Source organism: Paenibacillus sp. J2TS4 (assembly GCF_018403245.1).
Lineage (GTDB): Bacteria > Bacillota > Bacilli > Paenibacillales > NBRC-103111 > Paenibacillus_L.
The window spans coordinates 327,208-345,019 of sequence record NZ_BOSH01000002.1 but is presented as its reverse complement, the minus strand read 5'-3'; the positions used below and the strand labels follow the sequence as shown (position 1 = coordinate 345,019).

Annotated in this window: 15 protein-coding genes; 7 read left to right on the top strand and 8 right to left on the bottom strand. The window is 48.8% G+C overall.

Annotation, left to right across the window (positions count from 1 at the left end; all coding sequences use genetic code 11):
- Positions 1 to 75: 75 nt before the first annotated feature.
- The gene (locus KJS69_RS05795; protein WP_213582492.1) at positions 76 to 948 is read right to left on the bottom strand and encodes a 5'-3' exonuclease; all 873 of its coding nucleotides are present in this window, start codon (positions 946 to 948) and stop codon (positions 76 to 78) included.
- A gap of 512 nt (positions 949 to 1,460) precedes the next feature.
- Between KJS69_RS05795 and KJS69_RS05790 the strand changes: the two genes are divergently transcribed.
- Both KJS69_RS05790 and KJS69_RS05785 read left to right on the top strand, forming a co-directional pair.
- Positions 1,461 to 2,165 (top strand): DedA family protein, encoded by a 705-nt coding sequence (locus KJS69_RS05790; protein WP_249730385.1) that lies wholly within the window; start codon positions 1,461 to 1,463, stop codon positions 2,163 to 2,165.
- Between the two features lie 117 nt (positions 2,166 to 2,282).
- Positions 2,283 to 2,792 carry an AbrB/MazE/SpoVT family DNA-binding domain-containing protein gene (locus tag KJS69_RS05785; RefSeq protein WP_213582490.1) on the top strand — a complete coding sequence of 170 codons (510 nt, stop codon included), beginning with the start codon at positions 2,283 to 2,285 and terminating at the stop codon, positions 2,790 to 2,792.
- Positions 2,793 to 2,928: 136 nt separating this feature from the next.
- Here the strand turns inward: KJS69_RS05785 and KJS69_RS05780 are convergent, their stop codons facing one another.
- From KJS69_RS05780 to ade, 4 genes are all read right to left on the bottom strand, one after another.
- Entirely contained in the window at positions 2,929 to 4,179 is a 1,251-nt protein-coding gene (locus KJS69_RS05780) for an N-acetylmuramoyl-L-alanine amidase family protein (RefSeq protein ID WP_213582488.1), read from the bottom strand.
- A 324-nt stretch (positions 4,180 to 4,503) separates the two neighbouring features.
- A complete protein-coding gene (locus tag KJS69_RS05775) occupies positions 4,504 to 6,015 on the bottom strand; it encodes a sulfatase family protein (protein ID WP_213582486.1) in 1,512 nt (503 codons plus the stop codon).
- Positions 6,016 to 6,356: 341 nt separating this feature from the next.
- The gene (locus KJS69_RS05770; protein WP_213582484.1) at positions 6,357 to 6,716 is read right to left on the bottom strand and encodes a Lin0512 family protein; all 360 of its coding nucleotides are present in this window, start codon (positions 6,714 to 6,716) and stop codon (positions 6,357 to 6,359) included.
- 66 nt (positions 6,717 to 6,782) lie between these two features.
- Positions 6,783 to 8,606, bottom strand: a complete 1,824-nt coding sequence (gene ade / locus KJS69_RS05765) for an adenine deaminase (protein ID WP_213582482.1) — start codon at positions 8,604 to 8,606, stop codon at positions 6,783 to 6,785.
- 360 nt (positions 8,607 to 8,966) lie between these two features.
- On the opposite strand from ade, the gene KJS69_RS05760 reads away from it, so the two are divergent.
- Positions 8,967 to 9,299: a DUF2642 domain-containing protein gene (locus KJS69_RS05760; RefSeq protein WP_213582480.1), complete on the top strand. Its 333-nt coding sequence runs from the start codon at positions 8,967 to 8,969 to the stop codon at positions 9,297 to 9,299.
- Between the two features lie 182 nt (positions 9,300 to 9,481).
- Here KJS69_RS05760 and pdxT read toward each other — a convergent pair whose 3' ends face one another.
- Both pdxT and pdxS read right to left on the bottom strand, forming a co-directional pair.
- On the bottom strand, positions 9,482 to 10,075 hold the full coding sequence (pdxT, locus tag KJS69_RS05755; RefSeq protein WP_213582478.1) for a pyridoxal 5'-phosphate synthase glutaminase subunit PdxT: 594 nt from the start codon (positions 10,073 to 10,075) through the stop codon (positions 9,482 to 9,484).
- Between the two features lie 17 nt (positions 10,076 to 10,092).
- Complete coding sequence (gene pdxS, locus KJS69_RS05750) at positions 10,093 to 10,977, bottom strand: pyridoxal 5'-phosphate synthase lyase subunit PdxS (protein ID WP_213582475.1); 885 nt, start codon at positions 10,975 to 10,977, stop codon at positions 10,093 to 10,095.
- Between the two features lie 155 nt (positions 10,978 to 11,132).
- Between pdxS and pdxR the strand changes: the two genes are divergently transcribed.
- The gene (pdxR, locus tag KJS69_RS05745; protein WP_213582473.1) at positions 11,133 to 12,602 is read left to right on the top strand and encodes a MocR-like pyridoxine biosynthesis transcription factor PdxR; all 1,470 of its coding nucleotides are present in this window, start codon (positions 11,133 to 11,135) and stop codon (positions 12,600 to 12,602) included.
- 117 nt (positions 12,603 to 12,719) lie between these two features.
- A complete protein-coding gene (speE, locus tag KJS69_RS05740) occupies positions 12,720 to 13,598 on the top strand; it encodes a polyamine aminopropyltransferase (protein ID WP_213582471.1) in 879 nt (292 codons plus the stop codon).
- Positions 13,599 to 13,750: 152 nt separating this feature from the next.
- Here the strand turns inward: speE and KJS69_RS05735 are convergent, their stop codons facing one another.
- Positions 13,751 to 14,617, bottom strand: coding sequence for a M15 family metallopeptidase (locus KJS69_RS05735; protein ID WP_213582468.1), 867 nt, complete (start codon positions 14,615 to 14,617; stop codon positions 13,751 to 13,753).
- A gap of 466 nt (positions 14,618 to 15,083) precedes the next feature.
- On the opposite strand from KJS69_RS05735, the gene KJS69_RS05730 reads away from it, so the two are divergent.
- The gene (locus tag KJS69_RS05730; protein ID WP_249730407.1) at positions 15,084 to 16,016 is read left to right on the top strand and encodes a phosphotransferase family protein; all 933 of its coding nucleotides are present in this window, start codon (positions 15,084 to 15,086) and stop codon (positions 16,014 to 16,016) included.
- Between the two features lie 204 nt (positions 16,017 to 16,220).
- Positions 16,221 to 17,579 carry a magnesium transporter gene (mgtE, locus tag KJS69_RS05725; protein ID WP_213582465.1) on the top strand — a complete coding sequence of 453 codons (1,359 nt, stop codon included), beginning with the start codon at positions 16,221 to 16,223 and terminating at the stop codon, positions 17,577 to 17,579.
- Positions 17,580 to 17,812 lie beyond the last annotated feature (233 nt).

Below are 17,812 nucleotides of genomic sequence, written 5' to 3'. Positions count from 1 at the left end.
TGTTCACACCCGTATGAAGAATCATTTTCATTATACAACGTAAACCTTCGAAAACAAAGGAGCAGTTGGAAAAGGTCAGCTAATTTGTTTGACCAGCGTCTCCATCTCCAGTTCTTCAAATTTAGCCCGAATGCGACTGAGGTCCGGTCTCCAAATACTGCTCTCCAGCGAACATTGCAGCGGAACATCGCACTTAATGGTCGCGAGCTGCCGGGAGAGATGCAGCATTTCCTGATCCAGTTCGATTTTGGTGCGCACCCCTTTGGGCAGCCCGGCCAGATTATCCAATATGCCTTCAATGGATTCGTATTCGGTTAGAAGCTTTAACGCTGTCTTTTCGCCAATACCTTTGACTCCCGGATAATTGTCGCTGGGGTCGCCAATCAGCCCCTTCAGATCGATAATTTGCCGCGGAGTTAATTGCTTCTCCTCATACAAAGCCGCCAGATCGTAAACCCGGTAATTGGAGTGGCCTTTCTTCATAATGATCACTTTAGTTTTTTCGGTAATAAGCTGAAGCATATCGTGATCCCCGGTCAGAATATACACATCCATGTCTTGGCTATATGTATGGGCCAACGTGCCGATGCAATCATCCGCTTCATAGCCCTCTATCCCGAGATTGGGAACGCCGAAGCATTCGACGACTTCCTTGATCATACTGAATTGAGGCACCAGATCTTCCGGCGCCTCCGGACGATTGGCTTTATAATCTACATACTGCTCACTGCGGAACGTCCGGCTCCCCATATCCCAACAACAGACAACATGGGAGGGACCGAACGTTCGCACCGCATCGGCGAAATATCGGACGAATCCATAAATCGCATTGACCGGCAGCCCTTCGCTCGTTCTTCTAATATAGCCGCTATAAGCGGTAGCATAATAAGCTCGGAATAATAAGGCCATTCCATCGACAAGCATAACTGAAGAATTATTCACGTTCATCTCTCCGAATTTCGTATTTTATTGAACTATTGATGCGGCAATGAAGCAAGCATCCACTCAGTTTTCTTTCTTTACTTCATGGACTACTATTTTTAATTGCCGACCGTATAGCAGACTATTAAATTATATCATAACTTCATAGAGATGAGCGGCGTAGTCGCTATTCCACTACGGATTCACTCTATTAATTATTTTACGGACTCCTCCAGAAGTAGGCCTGACCTTCTGATCTCGCAGCTGTGGTTTATACGTTTTTATATTCGTGATATGGCACGCTTACCCATTTGGTTCGTATTACAAGCTTAAAGTAAGGAAAATTTAAGATTAAATAAAGGCTTAACGGCTCTATTCGGGATATAATAGATTGGTAACTAATATAAGAGCATGACATCGCTGCTGTCTCTACAGGTGGGGGCAACCGTTAAGCGTGCCCTGATGCTGTAATAATAGGCGGTGGAGGCCTGCCTTTTGGATTTGGTGTAATGAAGAGGTGAACCGCTATCGATACAATTGTGCAATGGTTTGAGCAATATGGCTATTGGCTGCTATTCTTCGGCCTGCTTCTGGAATACGTGGCTCTACCCTTTCCCGGTGAAACGGTAATGACCTATGCGGGCTTTCTCAGCTATAGCGGCCGGATCTACTGGTCTGTCGCTGTATTGATTTCCGCCGCTGGTACAATGATTGGCATTACTATCACTTATTGGATTGGCCGCTGCTTCGGAACTGTATTTTTCGATAAATATGGCAAATACATTTTTCTTCCCCCCGCCAAATTGAAACGGGCGGGAGGCTGGTTTCATAAATACGGAAATAAAATTTTATTCATCGCCTATTTTATCCCGGGAGTTCGCCATTTTACGGGATATTTTTCGGGTATACTCAAGCTTCCTTTCCGTACGTTTGCCATGTATGCTTACAGTGGAGCTATATTTTGGGTGCTTACCTTCCTAACGCTGGGACATCTCTTAGGCCCCAATTGGGACGCTCTTCATCGGCTGGCCTCCACGCCCATGGCAAAACTGGTTCTGTTGACTGCTTCGCTTGGAATTGCTGCCTGGACAGGCTTCAAATACCGTAAATCTATTTTTATATTTATAACCGAGGGGACTCGTTGGATCAGCCATCGGGCGAATGATTTGACCAAGTTCCATTGGGCCTATCCTATGACGGAGGCTATGCTCTTGCTCGCAACGGGAAGCTTCTATATCCGTTAACTTATTGACATAAATTTGGATTTCAATCCGTTTAATGTCAATTTTATTTTATCCTATAGTAAAAATATTGAAGTTTCTGTTATACTAAGGAAAATAATTAATGGGTGAGGAATAATTATGAGAGACACTGGTATGATCCGCGTTTTAGATAGTCTCGGTCGAATCGTCATCCCAACAGAAATCAGAATGACCAGAAACATCGATATTGGCGACCCCCTGGAATTTTTTATTACTAGCGACAACACCATCGTAATGAGAAAATACAAATCTACCGAGTGCGTTTTTTGCCGCGAATTAAACAGCATAACGTATTATAAGCAGCAATTTGTTTGTCAATCCTGCATATCGGAATTGAAGGATGTGCCTGAATCCCTCCCTCTCCATCCCTTTAGCGGGGAAGTTCAGGCAGAAAATGATCCTGTTTACGAGCTGAAGGAGCCTGCCGCCACCCTCTCTCCTAAGAAGCGTAGCAAGAAATCAGAGTCACTGCTCCGATTAAGTCAAGCTTTGCAAGGGAATCCGGAGGCTACGCAGAAGCAGTTGGCCGAATTGCTAGGCATTAGCCAAGGGCGAGTAAGCCAATTAAAAAAAGAAATCCTGATGCTGGAAGCCTCTTCCGATCAATAGTTTGGCAACGTAAAAAGGACTCTACCCTCGCTGGCAAGCTGGCTTGGTCGCCAGAAGCTTCTCAGATGAGGATAAAGTCCTTGTTTTTATTGTGATGAAATTCCTCGCTGCATAAGTTCGGGAATGCAGAGGAAGGTTATTCTTTCTTGTCAGGCTCAAAATATTGCTGCAATCCTTGCACGACCGCTTCAGCTACTTTGCGCTGGTAATCGACTGTATTGACCGCTTCTTCCTCCTTCGGATTCGACAGGAAGCCCAGCTCCAACAGAACGGATGGAGTGGTATTGTTTCTCAACACATGATAATTGCCAAAGCGATCGCCCCCGTCTGCCATGCCCGTGACAGCGATTAACGCCTTCTGAAGATCCGCGGCAAGCGGCTTATCCCTTTGTTCGGAGTAGTAGAAGCTGATGATGCCTCTTGAATTTGCCTTGCCCGAATTATAGTGGAGGCTTATGAACACATCCGCCTTATTCGCTTGGCTAATTTCTACTCTATCAGAGAGATCAAGGAACTTATCGGTATCCCTCGTCAGAATGACTTCCGCCCCCGCCGCCTTCAAAGCTTCGGCAACATGCTTCGTAGTAGATAAATTCAAATCCTTCTCTAATGTTCCAAGCTTGACCCCAATTGTCCCGGGCTGTGATCCCCCATGCCCCGGATCAAGGACGATCCGTTTGTTCTTTAAACCGGCGGCGTCAAAACGCGGCTTGGTCGGTGTCGGCGTCGGCGGATCTTGAGGCTTTGTTGCAACCGGCGCCGGTTCACTCTGTCCGGCTTCAACAAGAGCTACAAATTCCCCGGATACCCACCCGGACTGACCGTCAGCCGTGGTCACCTCCAACCACTCGCCCGACTGGCCGGAAATTTCAAGCGCCGAAGATTGCGGCAGCAGGTCAATGATTTCCGCCTGGAGATCCGGCTCTGCCCGCATCCGCAGTGCATCTGCAGTCACCTTGCCGGTCACTTTGCCAAGCGTTGCCTGCACAAGAGACTCGGGTTCTGAAGAAGGTGAAGCCGTGGTCTGTTCTTCCTTTCCTGCCTCCTCCTCGACCAAAGCCGTCTTAACTGCAGGGTCTTTATTCAAATAGTGTGCTGCGATCCAGCCCTGTTCGGAATTGAAGTTAATTTCCGCCCATCCGAATTGCTCGCTCAGCACCTGTATTTCTGCTCCTTGCTTGAGGCTTCCAATAATAGTTGCGCTAATAGCAGGCTCTTCCCGGACATTTAAAGAAGTTGCGTGTACGGTAGCCGTATAAGCTTCCGCTCCGGCTTCCGCATGGACTTGCTGCATATGTATAGCCGACCAGACAATCCAACATAAAATAAACGCACAGCACCATAACGTCAGACGGCCATTGGACTTCGACCGAAGAACATTTCTCATCTGGGCCTCCCTATAAAAAATAAATTTAAAGATAGAAATAAAGAATAGAGTAAAAGATTGGGATTTCCCTATTATGTCATTGATTAGCTGATTCTGACAAGTATTTTGCTAGATTTTAAGGCAAAAATAAGATAAAAGAATGATCGTTTTTAAATATTTAAGTCGATATTCCTAGTACTATAGCGAACGGCCTCTGAAACTTCTCTTATAAATCGACAAATCTGATGATTCCAGGTCCCCAAGACTCCCGTTGTTGGCATGACTGGTTTCTGCCAGCGCCACAACGCGCGCCGGGATAGGCGCGCGTTAGCCGGGTCAGGAGAATTACGCTCCGCCTACCCGGGGCATTGGCAGGGGCTCTTTTCCGAGCTCGGCCCAGATGTATTTCAATAACAGCCGGGTTTTCAAATCACGGGCGTCGGGGTCGTCCCATAGATTATGAATTTCACCGGGGTCCTCCTGAAGATCGAATATTTCGCCGTAGGTCTGATTGAAATAGACCGTAATTTTATACCTTTCATCGACAAAGGTTTTCTGATGAATCGTTGTCGGTTCGTGCCGAAATTCACAGATGACATGATCTCTAGCGTGTTGGGCCTTGCCTGTCCACACTTCGCGCTGATCGATCCCGGTCATTGTCCGCGGAATGTCTGCCTTGGCAAAGCTCAGGAAGGTGGGAGCCAAATCCACCAAAGACTGCATAGCCGGGGACTGCCACCCCGCTTTCACTTGGCCGGGATAACGAACGATAAAGGGCACTTTAATTAAATCTTCATAATGGAAGCCACCCTTGAATTGCAGCCCGTGTTGGCCGAAGAAATGCCCATGATCCGTTGTAAAGACTACGATCGTATTGTCCGTCAAACCCAGCTCATCCAATTTGTCCAGGATTCGGCCGATATATTTATCCATAAAGCTGATCATGCCATAATAAGTGGCGACCAACTGCTTGCGTTCCTCTTCCGAATGGATCACATGGGAATGATAACCGTGAATCGGGTGACCGGTCTCCTGCCAAGCCGAGAAATCCGGACTATCCTCCTGTGTCATCTGAAAGTGAGGCGGATTATGAACATGTTCCCCCGGAGTCACAGTCGGAATGGTCAGACTGTCCGGATCATACATTCGATCCCACGGCTCAGGCACCAAATACGGCGGATGCGGGTCTGGAAAGCTTGCCCATAAGAAAAAGCTGTCCTCGTTCTGATGATACTGTTCCAGCATCGCGTTCGTCCGCTCCGCAATCCAAGTGTTGTAATGATATCGTTCTGGAATTGGCCAGGAATGGCGGATCGATTCGTCCATCCTTCCAACCGGCGGGGAGAAATAATCCCTCCAGTTGTCACAGCCCTTATCTTCCATCCATAGAGCGTAATGCTGACCGACCAAAAATTCGTTCGTATGGTTTCGCGCGAGCTCAATATGCTCAAATCCGTAAAACACATCATCAAAGCTCTTCCAAAATTCCAGATCCTTCAGATACGGGTATGACTCAATAGAAGGGTACTCCTCTGTCCCCTGCAGCTGTTGAAAATGCGCTTTGCCGATTAAAGCGGTACGGTAACCTGCTGCCATCAAGTCCTCCCCAACGGTATGCCGCTCTTCCGGAAGCTTGGTTCCCAGCGTCCAAGCTCCATGCTGGCTCGGATATTGGCCTGTAATGATGGAGGCTCTGGTCGGTGTGCAGGTTGGATTGGGACAATAAGCTCTCGTAAACGTTGTGCCTTCCTTAACAAGCCGGTCCAGGTTAGGGGTCTTGACTTCTTTATTAAATGCCCCGATCGTATTCCAATGCTGCTGATCACTTGTAATTAACAAAATATTAGGCTTTTTCACCGTCTCAGCTCCCTTGGCTATTTCCTTTAATTATAGGGCGTATGGCTGGCGTTCGGAATGAAAGAATGTCTGCAGCGTTTGTCATTTTGTCAGGTATAGACTGAAATTTCTTCATTTCCTGCAAAATCATTTTAATTAAAGGACGCCTCCCCCCTTCTGCTTGACACTTTATTCCGGATTCTGTCGAAAACGATCAAAAGTTTTCCTCGCCGTCTGTAAACATTTCTCACATTTTGCGGTTGCCCGGGAAATGTTGCTCAGAAGAAATGGAATACAGAATTGTGGATGCCAAAAAGCCATCCGATTCAATGGATCGGATGGCTTGCCCCAATTCAATACTATCAGTATCCCACTTCCACCGAAGCGTTAACGACGTAGATAAGATCGTTTCTATCATCTTTATCCGGCAGCACGATACCGCTCGTTGTGATCATGCCGCCGTCCATGACCTCTACGGTCACCTCTCCGTAAGGAATGACAGCCTTCACCTGCTCCACATCAAGCTGCTCCACATCACAAGGGACAGCCAGCTTCACCCTGACCTTCATCCGATTCAGATCGTGATCAGGCAGCACCGAGCGAAGACCCGGCATCGAGTTGTGATGTATCGCGTTCTTAACGGCACGAACGGCGGCTTTAGTTACATTCTGGCCGTGCAGATCGGCTCCCATTCCCAGTTCGATAAAAAACAGCCTTTCCATCAAATACGCTCCTCCGCTTTCAGTTTAATGAGAGTTCAATAAGGCAATCCGTCAGCGCCGGCAGAATTATTCAACAAAAAGTGGCACCAGCTCGAAGCCTGCCTCCGTCGTCTTGACCAGTCCGATATCGGTCAATCGCAATTCCGGAACGACAACCAGCGCCAGCAGGGACAATGTCATAAACGCATAGTTCATAGTACAGCCTGCCCGCTTCAATGCTTCACCGATCGCACGCGATTGCTCGGCTACTTCCTCGAACGGGGCGTTCGACATCAGGCCGGCTACCGGCAGCGGAAGAACGGTCTCGCCTTCTTCGGTCACTACGGCGATGCCGCCCTGGACGTTGGCTACTGCATTCGCCGCCTGGGCCATCAGCTCGTCCGAGTTCCCAATGACCATCAGATTGTGGCAGTCGTGAGCAACGGTCGTGGCAATAGCGGCAGGCACATTAAAGCCCACATTCGACACCAGGCCAAGCGCCTTGTTCCCGTTAATGCCATGCCGTTCGATAACAGCAATTTTGCATAAGTCGCGGCTGGCATCGATCTTCACTTGTCCGTCCGACACCGGAACCGATACGATAATCTCTTTCGTATCCACATGATTCTCGCGGACTTCCATACTCCTGGCTTTCACTTCGCCTGAAGCGATCGGAGCTTGGATAACAAAGTCGGCCGCCTTCAGCTCGCGGCTCAGCTTGACCGAACGGATTGCTTCTTCGGGATAGACGAATTCGGGCAATTCGACCGTCATTTGTCCATTTTCCGCTACTACTTGTCCGGCAGCAATCGTCATCACTACGTTGATGTCCGCCAAGTTGCCGTCCATCATTACGATATCGGCAAAATTCCCTGGAGAGATCGACCCCACATCACGGGCGACACCAAAGCGTTCAGCGGTATTGATGGTCACCATCTGGATGGCCGTTACCGGCCTTACTCCCTGCTGGATCGCATGGCGAACTACAAAGTCGATATGGCCCTCATCGACCAGCGATTCCGGACTGCGGTCGTCGGTGACGAGAATCATGCGGCGGGAGTCGATCCCATGCTCGGTATGCGCCTTGATCGTCGCGGCCACATCGTGCCAAGCCGATCCTCTTCGCATCTTCGCGTACATTCCCAGACGTACCCGCTGGATAACGTCTTCCGCGCTGACCGGCTCGTGATCCCCGCTGATCCCGCTGGCCGCATACGCCGACAATCTCCAATCGTTCACCGGCCAGGTATAATGGCCATCCGCTACTCTTCCCGCCCTGAGCGCCGCCTGAATTTCTCCGATCATCTTCTCGTCGCCGAATACGACTCCCGGAAAATTCATCACTTCGCCAAGCGCGATCATATCCGGCCCCCAGGTGAACGCCTCGGCAACTTCCGCCGGACCTATCGTCGCGCCGCAGGTTTCGAGCTCCGGTCCCGTGGATGGAACGCAGGACGCTACCTGCAGATAGGCGGCCAACGGTGTCGTCCTTGCTTCCTCCAGCATCAGCTTGAGTCCGGGCAGCCCGAGAACGTTGGATATTTCATGCGCGTCGAAGAAGCCTCCTGTCGTCCCTTTGACAAGCACTGCCCGGGCGAATTGGGTCGCCGTAATCTGACTGCTTTCGATATGGCAGTGACCATCCAGAAATCCTGGAGAAACGTAACGTCCTGCAGCATCGATTACCCGGGTATGCTTCCCGATCAGATGACTGGCGTCCTTGCCGACAAAGGCGATCCTCGCCCCTTGAACGCCTATCGACATTCCCTCTATAATTTCCCCTGAGGTGACACTGATCAGACGAGCATTCGTAATAACAAGCGTTGCTTTCTTGTCTCCTCGAGCGGTCGCTACCAAATCAGGTACGCAGTCGGCCAGCTCGGGTCTGGAAAATAAGGTATTGTTAGTCATCCCATGTAATCTCCTTTATTCGAATCTTGATTAATTTGGTAAAACACTTCTAAAACTTTTCCTTTGCATGTTCGTCAAGTAGACTCCATCACGCGTTGGATGTCCTTCCCTCCTCGATGGGGATCGCTGTATCCAGCTTTAGGGAATTATATCTTACTTGTCCATTATACCGTTCGGGACTCTCTGTGGTAAAGCTGGACGCGGCAACACGCCCTCTTTCCGAAGGACTGTCGGTTCTCCCATCCTTTAAGTATTACCTCCTGCGAGAAACCGATTATTGTTTGGATGGAACCCCTTACGGGCATCTGTCATATAGTATAACTGTCTTATAAATGTTTGCAGAGGAGTGTTGTAACCGGCATGAATTCGTATTACGGCAATGTTCCCGTATGGCCGGCGCGGACAACAGCGTCCCCGACCCCCGGTTTCGGTCATTCATGGAACACGTCATACATTAACCGTTCCTCCCCGGATCATGCAGCTGCCCAAACGAGAGTTCCTCAAGAAGTGACCATCGTCAAACCAAAGTTTATGGAGCATCTCATGGAACACAAAGGCAAAAAAATAACGGTGATGACTACAGGAGGCAAAGTGGAGGGAAAGCTGGACGGCGCCTTCATTGACCATCTCGCCTTGACGTCCCATGATAAAAAGTATCATATTCTGTATCATCAAATCATCTATTTCGTTTAGAACATCGTCATAGTCTCCATCGGGCTTCCATGAAGAATAACAGAACATAAGGACAGACTTAAGGCCATACCATGTCTGCAACTGCAGATTTGTCCCCATTTACGCCAACAAGCGAAAGAACCGGCTCTCCTGTTGAACCGGTTCTTTCGCTTGTTACTATAGCCTTGCTGTCGACCTCAGCCTCATAGACTGCTATCGTCCCCAAACACGTACTTGGAGACCATATTAACAAAATATTGATGCACTCTAGAGTCGTTGGTCAACTCGGGATGAAACGAAGTGGCCAGCAGATGCTCTTGCCGGGCCATAACAATCGAGTCATCGAAAGATGCCAGCACTTCGACGTTCGGACCCACTTTCTCGATAAGCGGCGCTCTTATGAATACTGCTTGAATATCGTCGCCAATGTGATCAATCGGCAGGGATACTTCAAAGCTGTCCTTTTGTCGGCCAAATGCATTTCTGGCTACGGTAATGTCCATAAGCTCCAAATAGCTTTCCTGCTGATCCCTGATTTGGGAGGCTAGCGAAATCATGCCGGCACAAGTCCCAAAAACAGGTTTTTTCTCGTTGGAAAACTGTCGGATCTGTTCAATAAATCCGTATTGCTTCATTAATCGGCCAATCGTCGTGCTCTCGCCCCCGGGGATAATCAGGCCATCGATCCCTCTCAAATCCTCCACATGCTTGACTACCTTGCCTTCCACGTTGATCGACCTCAGCATCAGAAGGTGCTCGGATACCGCTCCTTGCAGACCTAGAACCCCTATGTTCATATACTCACCCCAGAAATTTACCAGCCTCTGTCCTGCATGCGTTGAGAACTGTCCAGTTTACTTATTTCAATCCCTTTCATAGGCACGCCAAGATTTTTGGACACATTGGCGATCAGCTCAAAATCCTGATAATGGGTCGTTGCTTCCACAATAGCTTTGGCAAACTTCTCGGGATTTTCGGATTTGAAAATACCCGAGCCGACAAACACCCCATCCGCTCCCAAATGCATCATCAGTGCAGCATCGGAAGGAGTAGCGACTCCCCCGGCCGCAAAATTGACGACCGGCAGCTTTCCATTTTCATGGACATATAAAACAAGATCATAAGGAGCCCCCAAATTTTTGGCTTCTGCCATCAGTTCATCTTTGGAAGTGTTCTGAATTTTTCTGATTTGCGAATTAATCACCCGCATATGACGTACAGCCTCAACGATATTCCCTGTGCCGGGCTCTCCTTTGGTACGCATCATCGAAGCCCCTTCGCCGATTCTTCTTAGCGCTTCGCCGATATCCTTGGCCCCGCAAACGAAAGGAACGGTAAATTCTTTTTTATTAATATGGAACAAATCATCCGCAGGCGTGAGAACTTCACTCTCATCAATATAATCCGCGCCCAACGCTTCCAGCACTTTGGCTTCGACGTAGTGTCCGATTCTACATTTCGCCATAACCGGTATGGTAACCACTTTCATAACCTCTTCCAAAATCGTCGGATCGGCCATTCTCGCTACTCCGCCGGCAGCTCGGATGTCCGAAGGAACTCTTTCAAGCGCCATAACTGCGCAGGCTCCGGATGCCTCAGCAATCTTCGCTTGCTCCGCATTCATTACATCCATAATGACTCCGCCTTTTTGCATCTCTGCCATTCCTCTTTTGACTACATCTGTCCCGGTCTGTGCCATTCTCGACAGCTCCTTTTTTTTACATAGATTGTTTCTTGGTGTTATTTTAGGTAGGATGGTATGTAACAGTCAATATCATAGTGTAACACTTTACTTATAAGATCGGTTTGGAGAAAGAGTAGAACAGTAATACAGTAGAACTGGAGAGAAATCTTATGAAAATCGAACTGAATCGCAGCTCGCAGGTTCCATTGGCGCAGCAAATTCATCAGGCGCTGGCCGACCGTATCCTGTCCGGTTATTTTCCTAAAGGGTCCCGCCTGCCCTCGGTCCGGCAGCTGACCCGGATGCTGAAGGTCAGCCCGGTAACGGTGTCGCACGCTCTTGATCTGCTGGAAGCCAATAAGCTCATCACCCGGATACAGGGTAAAGGTACCTTTGTCTATGAAGAAAGACCGAAGGAAGACAAGCCAGACGACGACAATCACCCCTTGCCGTTTCCCGACTACCTGCACCGCTCTCAATCAATGCACTACAGCCAGAAGCCCGCAGCCATTAATTTTTCCTTGTCGGCGGTAGCAGCCGATTTGCTGCCTACTCAAGAGCTGGCGGAAAGTCTCAGACATCTGGCTCGCTATTATCCGGAAGTTCTCGCCCAATACGGCGAAATCCAGGGAGATTTGGAGCTTAGACAAGCCTTCGCAACCTACTTGACCAACGAACGAATTTCCGTATCGCCCCAAGAAATATTAGTTACAAACGGTTCCCAGCAAGGGATTGACCTGGTCGCCAGAAGCTTCATCGGTCCGGGAGACATTGTCGTTACCGAGGAGCCGACCTATGCGGCGGCTATCGACGTCTTTCGCAGCCGGGGAGCTACGATTCTGTCTGTGCCGATGGATGAAGAAGGAATGCGGATCGATCGGCTGACCGCCTTGGCCGATCAGGCCGTCCCCAAGCTGATTTATACGGTGCCTTCCTTTCAAAGCCCCACGGGCAAAGTTATGAGCTTGCGGCGCCGCAAGCAGCTGCTGGAGCTGGCTGAAGACTTGAATTGTCTGGTGCTGGAGGATGATCCGTGGAGTGAAATCTATTATGACGCGGTCCCGCCTCCGCATATCAAATCGATGGATCGCCACGGGCATGTCATCTACTTGAAGGGCTTGAGCAAAATGCTGTCGCCCGGCTGCCGGATCGGATTTTTAATAGCTTCTGTCGCCATTCTTAACCGACTGATTACGGCAAAGACGAACGCGGATCTCGGGAACCCTTTGCTCAATCAGAAGGTCATCCTGCCGATATTTGAGGCCAACCAAATTACACGCTTGCTTCAGCAGCTGCGAACCGCCCTCAAGCAAAGACGCGACCTGGCCCTTGAACTGCTGAAGCGGCATGCGCCTAAAGGAGTGCGGTGGGTCATCCCTAGAGGAGGCTTCAACCTGTGGCTGACCCTCCCTCCGCAGGCGAATACGAACGAGCTGCTGGATGAAGCTGAAGCGCGCCATTTGACCTTCCTGCCGGGGTCGGCCTGCTATCCGAACGATCTGGAATGGAACCATTTGCGGATCAGCTTCTCTCAGGTTAGCGAAGAGCAGCTGCGCCATGGAATAACCGAATTATGCTCGGTTATCGCCTCGTATTTAGCCGACTCCGGGACTCGCAAAGGAACCACACCTTTGTTCTAAAGGCAAATTGAAAAGCCTAAGACAAGCTTTCCCCAGCCGATTCTGGTACAATGAAGGCAGTGGCTGGGTCGGGCTCGTGATCCTGCTAACTTACTATCAATTTATTGGGGGTTGAAAATGGAACGGTTATCCATGTATCTTCATCGGGATAAGGGTGGACTCTGGCTGACCGAAAACGAAAGGGACAATCTTAAAATCAATTACCGGATTAAAGAAGTGGTATTTGAACAAAAGTCTCGTTTTCAGCATGTAATGATCCTGGATTCTTACGATTTCGGAAGAATGCTAGTCCTTGACGGGGCCGTGCAGACAACTTCTATGGACGGTCACATTTATAACGAAATGATCGTTCACGCTCCTCTCACGTTACATCCTGATCCGCGCAAGGTGTTGATTATTGGCGGAGGGGATTGCGGAGCTGCTCGGGAAGCCTGCAAATACCGAAAGGTAGAACAAATTGATATGGTGGAGATTGACGAAAGCGTCGTCGTTGCGAGCAAAGCTCATTTGCCTGAAGTATCGGGCAATTTGTCCGATCCGCGGGTCAACTTCATCTACGCGGATGGAGTCGATTATGCGAAGAAGGTTCAAGGGGAATACGATGTCATCATTGTGGACTCCTCGGACCCGGTCGGACCGGCCAAGCAGTTGTTCGAGCTAAGCTTTTATCAGAGTCTCCACCGTGCGCTTAAAGAAGACGGCATCATGGTCTGTCAAAGCCAGTCTCCGATCTTCCAGCCGGAAATTATGTCGGAAACCTACAGCCGCATCGACAGTCTGTTCCTCCAATCTCACCTGTACTGGGCCGTCGTTCCGACGTACCCTGGAGGGATGTGGAGCTTTACTCTCGGTTCCAAGCGTCCAGTCGATTTCAGCCGAATCGCGGCTTTCGACAAACAAACGGTCTATACCAACAAGGATGCTTTAACCGGCTGCTTCCAGCTTCCGCAATTTGTGAAAGCTCTTCTGGAGGAGAAAAAATCCATCCACATATAGCTTTTAACGTTAATAGAGCAGTGCTATTATACCATCCGTTATGGAGTGTAAAGAAAAAAGGGAGGGAATGAACCAGCCATTCTCCTCCCTTTTTTCTCTTATCTGCATTATGTTAAGACGCTATTCATTTCACCAGCCCCGACGAAATCCGCTTATTTTTGTGCCGAGACCGGTATCGTATTATAGTACTCCTCCAAAGTTATACCTTGTTCGTATATTTCTTTGGCGATGTCTGTTCCCACATAGCGAATATGCCAAGGCTCATAGCTATATCCGGTGATCTCTTCTTTCCCCTTCGGGTAACGGATGATAAAGCCGTACTCGTGAGCATGCCCAGCCAGCCATTGGCTTTCCTTCATATCGGCGAAACAATCCTCAGCCGCGCATTTCCCGCTGCTGTCCGACACATCCATCGCCAGTCCCGTCTGATGCTCGCTGTGTCCGGGAACGGCGCTCACCTTCCGCGCTTCTTCCTCGCCCTGCTGCTTCACATATCGGTTAAACAAGGAGGTTTGATATTCATGAGACCGGTACCCGGAAACCCCGCCTAGAAAATAGCCATCCTTCTTTGCTCCCTCGAACAATAGCTCCAAAGCTTCCGCAGCTTCCTTGCGCATCAGTCTCTTCTCAAGCTTCTCGCTAAAAATAAAATGAACATCCGGCTCGACCAGATCATCCGGCTTGTAACCGTCCGGCAGCTTAAATTGCTTATTGACAAGCACGCTCATCGCTTCCGGGGTCGCCGCTACCTGAACGGCATCGTCTGCAGGATCGGAGCCCGCTTGTCCTCCCTGATTAACTTCTGCTGAAGGAGTAGGCTCGGGTTTATTCTCTTCAGGCTTTTCAGGCTTCATTGAAGGGGAGGGACTAACGCTGGGGGAACTCTCCACAATCGGCGGGGCAGTCGCCCCCGGAGTCTCGGCGGCCTGTCCGGGAGATTGGTCCCCACAGGCGGATAGCAGAGCGAGAGATCCGGCAAGGAGTATAGCAGTAGCGGCAGAATAACGAGTTTTTAACATGATTGGATCCTCCTATCCGAAGCTGGGCTAACTTAATCCCACCTTCTTGATTTTCTTTCTAGCTTTTCATCACTCTTCTACTCTTTATGACAATTCATATTTGCATAAAGTTCCCTATATGTATCAAGGAATACTCGTCTCTGCCCATTCTACCTATCCATTTCTATGAATTCAACTTTTTCTTTTTCCTTATAGATTATTCCCGGGGAGAACAGGAAAAATAATCCCAAGGCGCGTTTTACTCCTCGGGACATTATTTTTTTAGTTGACACTGCTCCCATTGTTTCTTTATGGTAAGATTAAACAAGATTTTTCTAAGCTTGTTTTTTATTTAAATTAAACGCCAGAATTTATAAAAATCGTTATCGGTAAATTTCGATGGTAAACGCATGCTTTCTTGATCAGAAATCAAGGACGCCGCAGGCGTTTATCTTTGGTGCGCAAACCAAAGGGGGCTGTTACGGTGATGATGAATGCGGAAGAACCGATCCGACGAATATGGCATGAATATAACCTGGCTCCTGTCCAATCGATCGTATCCCTCCTCCCGGATTATCGACGATATATTGTGAATGACCGATATGTCATTCATTTTTCAAGCCTGCAGGATGAATCCGTCGATCTGCATAGTGAGAAAGAAGCTTATCGAATATTGAGAGGAGCATCCGTTCCCGTTCCCGAGACCATTGTTCTCGACGAAAGCGGCCGGGTTGTCCCCTTCAGCTTCCTCATCACAACTCGACTGAAGGGCGGACCGTTATCAAGAAGCTGGCCCGATTTGGAGGCTCCCGACCGGGAACACCTTGCGAGGGAAGCAGGCCGTTACTTGGCCACTATACATACTTATTCTTTTGATACGTTCAAGACGTTATCCGCTGCGCCCGGTGATGAAGGATTTACTAACGGATACCGTTATATCCAGAATAAATTTAGAAAATATGCACGGAAAGCCATCAATGCCGATAGGATAGAGAAAACGACCATAGCGCGTATTAAAATGGTACTGGATAAGCTCCGCCCCTTATTCGAACGAGTGGAGAAGGCCTCTCTCCTGCATGGTCAATTTCATTTGAACCAATTGTGGCAGCATAACGGAGAGCTCACTGGAATCATCGGGTTCGAGCAGGCGCACACAGGAGATCCAGCTTTTGATCTGCAAAGCGATGATCGGTTAGACCCCTCCTTCCCTGGCTACCTGCCTTCTTTTTACGAAGGTTATGAGCAAGTCAAAGCTCTGGAGCCGCAGAATGTGCTCAAGCAATCCTTTTGCAAGCTGTTGTTTTATTTGGACCGGCTAGCTGTAAGCAGCCCTGAACCTAGAGAGGCTTATGAGGAAAATCATAATAAGCTGTCCCGGCAGCTGAATTTATTGGAGATCAACACCGTTCATCTGGCTTGAAATCCAACCCTTCCCTCCTCACGCTATACAGCTCCGCTTTAGGCTCGTCATAAATCTATACCTCGTGTGGAATCATAAGGAAAATATCCATTTTTACAAGATTAATCATAATGAACACTTATTCATACGTTCGGGATGGACTGTCATTCATCCTTGGTTTGATCTGTCCGTATTCGTGTTCCTTACATAGAAAGGGGTGTAGCCATGGTTATACAGATGTCTGAAAATCAACTTACTTTACTCATTATCAAACAATTGAAGGAACAGAATAAGGAAATGTTCCAAACGACGGTCGACGAGCTTCAACCCTATGACCTGGCTGTCCTTTACAAAAACCTTCCAAGCAAGCATCATACGAGATTTCTGCTGTTTTCGACTCCCGAGCAAATCGCCGCTCTTATTCAGGAATTGGATGTGAAGGCGCAAATCGAGGTTCTGCAAAGATTGGGGATCGACAAGCTGCCCGCCGTTATGGACCTGATGGAGAACGATGACCTGGCCGACTTGCTGGGAACGCTGTCTGTAGATAAAATTGAAGAAATTCTCGCTGTCATGAAGGAAGAAGAGCAGCAGTCCGTTAAAAATCTGATGAAATACCCTCCGGAAACCGCCGGGGGAATAATGACGAACCGGTATGTATGGATTCAGAAGCATTTTACGATCCGCGAGGCGATCGACAAGCTTAAATCTTTTGCAGAATTGGCTGAAAATCTTTATTATCTCTATGTTCTCGATAACGATAAAAAATTGGTCGGCGTTGTCTCCTATCGGGATCTGCTGCTGGCCGACATCGATCAACAAATTGACGACATCATGTTTACGAGGGTCATTTCGGTCAACGTTCATGCGGACCAGGAAGAGGTCGCCCGGCTTATTGAACGATACGACTTCATTGCCGTGCCGGTTGTGGATGACGACGAACGGCTCATCGGGATTGTTACCGTCGACGACGTCATCGACGTCTTCATCCAGGAAGCGAATGAAGATATCGGCAAGTTCGCGGCTTCCGGCAAAGCGATCGATTTCGAAACCGGCGCCGTGACCGCTTCGATCCGAAGATTGCCGTGGTTGATTTTGCTGCTCTTTCTCGGTCTCGTTTCCGGCAGTATTATAAGCGGCTTTGAAGAAACGCTGCAGCAGGTCGTAGCCCTCGCCTTCTTCATGCCGATGATTGCCGGGATGACAGGAAATACGGGAACCCAATCGTTGGCTGTTGTCGTTAGAGGTCTGGTATCGCAGGATTTGAATCGACGGGCCGTTATCCGCCTAGTCTCTCGCGAGTTAGGGGTCGGACTGATTATTGGAACGACCTGCGGTTTGCTGATAGCCGGCATCGCCTATTTCTGGCAAGGCAGCCCCATTCTCGGCCTGGTGGTTGGCAGTTCCCTGTTCCTCACTCTTATTATCGGCACATTGGCCGGGACTATCATCCCGCTTATTCTGTATCGTTTTAATGTCGATCCGGCTGTAGCTTCGGGCCCGCTTATTACAACGTTGAATGATATTTTTTCCTTAACGGTATACTTTGGCACAGCTTCGATGTTTATCAGCTATTTAATGTGACTTTGTGTAATTTTATACAACTTTTCGCTATCTTACTTTTTGTTTTATAGAAATGTTCCCATAGTTCTGCTCCTCAGCATCTGTAAGCACGAGCTTTCGAAGTTACTGGTCCAGAAGCATGGACTCGCTAAGCCTTAAATCATATATCCGCTCCACCCTGCAATACTTGCATGGAGAGCGGAGGTACAGCAGAAACGTTTCGGCTAATGGGAATGAAGTGCAAAAATACCTCT